1 protein-coding gene is annotated in these 4,277 nt (G+C 70.8%); it reads left to right on the forward strand.

The window, feature by feature from the left end; genetic code table 11:
• Positions 1-39: 39 nt before the first annotated feature.
• The coding region (locus ABZU75_RS45470) for a type I polyketide synthase (protein ID WP_355569491.1) at positions 40-4,277 on the forward strand (4,238 nt) is incomplete at its 3' end.

The raw sequence follows: 4,277 nt of genomic DNA on the forward strand, positions 1-4,277 counted from the left end.
CCTGAGGATCTGTGGCGGTTGCTGTCCGAGGGACAGGACGTGATCTCTTCGTTCCCGGTCGATCGGGGCTGGGACGCGGAGACGATGTCGGCGATGGGTGTTGAGTGTCAGGGCGGGTTTCTGGCGGATGTGGCGGGGTTCGACCCTGGGTTCTTCGGGATCTCGCCGCGTGAGGCGTTGGCGATGGATCCGCAGCAGCGGTTGCTGCTGGAGACGTCCTGGGAGGCGGTCGAGCGGGCCGGGATCGACCCGGCCTTGCTGAGAGGTAGCCACACCGGGGTGTTCATGGGCACCAACGGCCAGGACTACATGAATCTGATCCTGAGTAATCAGATGGATACACAGGGTCATGGTGTCACCAGTACGGCGGCCAGCGTGTTGTCGGGCCGCCTGTCCTACACGCTGGGTCTGGAGGGTCCGGCGGTGACGGTGGACACCGCCTGCTCGTCGTCGCTGGTGACGTTGCACCTTGCGGCGCAGGCGCTGCGGTCTGGGGAGTGCTCGCTGGCGCTGGCCGGCGGTATCACGGTGATGACGTTGCCGTTGGTGTTCGCCGGGTTCGGCGCGCAGGGCGGGATGGCACTCGACGGGCGGTGCAAGGCGTTCTCCGACGCCGCGGACGGTACCAGCTGGGGAGAGGGGGTGGGCGTGCTGGTGCTGGAGCGGCTGTCGGACGCCCGCCGCAACGGTCATCAGGTGCTGGCGATGGTGCGGGGTTCGGCGGTGAACCAGGACGGTGCGTCCAACGGGTTGACCGCGCCGAACGGCCCGTCGCAGCAGCGGGTGATCCGCCAGGCGCTGGTCAGTGCCGGGTTGTCGCCGTCCGAGGTGGACGCGGTCGAGGCGCACGGGACCGGCACGATCCTGGGTGACCCGATCGAGGCGCAGGCGCTGCTGTCGACCTATGGGCAGGACCGGCCGGAGGATCGGCCGCTGCTGCTGGGGGCGATCAAGTCGAACATCGGTCACACCCAGGCCGCCGCGGGCGTGGCCGGTGTGATCAAGATGGTGCTGGCGATGCGGCACGGCATGCTGCCCAAGACGCTACATGTCGATACTCCGTCCTCGCACGTGGACTGGTCGGCCGGTGCGGTGAAGCTGCTGACCGAGCCGGCGGAATGGCCGGAGACCGGTCGCCCGCGCCGGGCTGGTGTGTCGTCGTTCGGGATCAGTGGCACCAACGCGCACATCATTCTCGAACAAGGACCGGAAGCGCCGGTAGGAGAAGAGGCTCCGCAGGACCGGGTGCCGGCTGCGGGTGTGGTGCCGGTGCTGGTGTCGGCTAAGACGGGTCAGGCGTTGCGGGCGCAGGCCGGGCGGCTGGTGTCGTTCCTGGACGGTGAGTCTGATCTGGGGCTGGCCGATGCCGCGTTCTCGCTGGCCACGACGCGGTCGGCGTTCGAGCATCGGGCGGTGGTGCTGGCCGGCGATCGTGATGGGGCGCTGGCCGGGCTGGGGGCGCTGGCCGAGGACCGCCCCGGTGCCGGTGTGGTGCTCGGGGTGGCCGCGACGGAGCCGCAGCTGGCGGTGTTGTTCACCGGTCAGGGCAGCCAGCGGGCGGGGGTGGGGCGGGAGTTGTATGACCGGTTCGCGGTGTTCGCGGCGGCGTTGGACGAGGTGATCGGCGAGCTGGACCCGTTGCTGGACGGGTCGTTGCGCGAGGTGCTGTTCGCCGAGCCGGGCAGCGAGCGGGCCGGGTTGCTGGATCAGACGGGGTGGGCGCAGCCGGCCCTGTTCGCGGTGGAGACGGCGCTGTTCCGGCTGGTGTCCTCGTGGGGAGTGCGGCCGGATGTGCTGGCCGGTCATTCGATCGGGGAGATCACCGCTGCGCATGTGGCCGGGGTGTTGTCCCTGAGTGATGCGTGTGCGCTGGTGGCGGGCCGGGCGCGGTTGATGCAGGCGCTGCCGCCGGGTGGGGCGATGGTGGCGGTGCAGGCCTACGAGGAGGAGATCGAGCCGTTGCTCGCCGAGCGCGAGGGCGAGGTGTCGGTCGCCGCGATCAACGGTCCAGGTTCGGTGGTGATCGCGGGCGTGGAAAAGGGGGTCCTCGATATCGCCGCCGCGTTGGAGGAGCGCGGGGTGCGGACGAAGCGGTTGCGGGTGTCGCATGCGTTCCACTCGCCGTTGATGGAGCCGATGCTGGAGGACTTCCGCACGCTGGCGAGCAGGCTCACCTACGGTGCGCCGAGGATTCCGATCGTGTCCACCCTGACTGGGGAGGCGGCCACGGCCGAGCAGCTGTGCTCGCCGGACTACTGGGTGGACCAGGTCCGCGGCGCGGTCCGCTTCGCCGACGGCATCCGCACCCTGCGCGCGCAGGGCGTGCGAGCGTATCTGGAGCTCGGCCCCGACGGTGTGCTGACCGCCATGGCCCAGGACACCATCGCGACCGAGCCGGAGGCACATGTGCACGAGTCGCACACGGTGCTGGTGCCGGTGCTGCGTAAGGATCGGGACGAGCATGTGGCGGTGATGACGGCGCTGGCCCAGCTGCATGTGCACGGGGTGCCGGTCGACTGGCGGGCGGTGTTGCCGAGCGGGCGCCGGGTCGACCTGCCCACCTATGCCTTCGAGCACCAGCGGTTCTGGCCCGAGAGCGCCGGCTCCGATATAGGGAACGTGGCGGCGGCGGGACTGGCCGCGACGGATCATCCGCTGCTGGGTGCCGCGATGCCGCGGGCCGACTCCGACGGGGTGGTGCTGACCGGCCGCGTGTCGGTGAGTGCGCAGCCGTGGCTGGCCGATCACGTGGTGGCGGGTTCGGTGGTGGTGCCGGGTTCGGCGTTCGTGGAGCTGGCGGTGCGGGCCGGTGACCAGGTCGGCTGTGACCTGGTCGAGGAGTTGACGCTGGCCGCTCCGCTGGTACTGGGCGAGGACGATGCGGTCGTGGTGCAGGTGTGGGTGGGGGCCAAGGAGGAGTCGGGCCGTCGGAGCGTGAGCGTGTATGCCCGTTCGGCGGAGGCGGCCGATGAGGTGCCGTGGGTGCGGTACGCGACCGGAACGCTCGCGGCCGGTGTTCCGGAGGTCGTGCCGTTCGATGTGGCGATGTGGCCGCCGGCCGGGGCGACCGCGATCGAGCTGGAGGGGTTGTACGAGGAACTGGCCGAGGACGGCTTCGTCTATGGCCCGGCGTTCCAGGGGTTGCGGGGGGCTTGGCGGGGTGCCGATGGTGAGGTGTTCGCCGAGGTCGCGCTGCCTGAGCAGGTGGTGTCGGAGGCGGATGCGTTCGGGGTGCATCCGGCGTTGCTGGACGCGGCGCTGCACGGGGTGCCATTCGCCGGGCTGGACGATTCCGAGGGCGGTTTGTTGCCGTTCTCCTGGGGTGGGGTGTGCCTGCACGCGGGCGGGGCGTCGGTGCTGCGGGTGCGGCTGGCCAGGACGGGCGGCGATGTGGTGTCGCTGAGCGCGGTGGACGCGGCCGGGGAGCCGGTGGTGTCGGCGCGGTCGGTGGTGTTGCGGCCGGTCTCGGCCGAGCAGTTGGCGGTCTCCGATGGTGTCGGCGCGGGCTGGGAGTCGTTGTTCGGGGTGGAGTGGACGTCCGTGAGCGGTGTGCCGGAGGCCGGTCAGGTGCCGCCGATACCGGTGGCGGTGCTTGGTCCGGACGCGTTGGGTGTTGCTCCCGCGTTGCGGGCGGCCGGGGAGCCGGGCGGCCTTCCGGTGCCGGTGCATGCGGAGCTGTCATCGCTGGCTGAGGCGGGTACGGTGCCGGCCGTCGTGATGGTGGAGGCGGTCTCGGATCCGGTGGGCGGGGTGGTGGAGTCGGCGCATGCGCTGACCGCTCGCGTTCTGGACCTGCTGCAGGGCTGGCTGGCCGATGACCGGTTCGCCGATTCGCGGCTGGTGTTCCTCACCCGGGGCGCGGTCACGGCAGGCGGCGAGGTGGTCACCGATCTGCCGGCTTCCGGGGTGTGGGGGTTGGTCCGCAGTGCCCAGTCGGAGAACCCGGGCCGGTTCCTGCTGATCGATGTGGACCGGGAATTCCCGCTGTCAGGACTGCCAGGGGTGCTGGCCGAGGCGTTTTCCTCAGGTGAGCCGCAAACCGTGGTGCGCGATGGTGAGGTACGGGCGCCGCGCCTGGCGCGGGTGGCGCCCGGCTCTGACCTGGACGGGGAGGCGAGTCGGGTCTGGGACCTGGAGGGGACGGTGTTGATCACTGGTGGTACCGGTGGTCTGGGCGCGCTGTTCGCGCGGCATGTGGTGGCCGAGCGGGGTGTGCGGCATCTGCTGCTGACCAGTCGCCGGGGTCTGGAGGCTCCGGGTGCGGTGGAGTTGCAGGC

The sequence above is a fragment of the Streptosporangium sp. NPDC005286 genome (assembly GCF_040607515.1).
In the GTDB taxonomy this organism is placed as follows: domain Bacteria; phylum Actinomycetota; class Actinomycetes; order Streptosporangiales; family Streptosporangiaceae; genus Streptosporangium.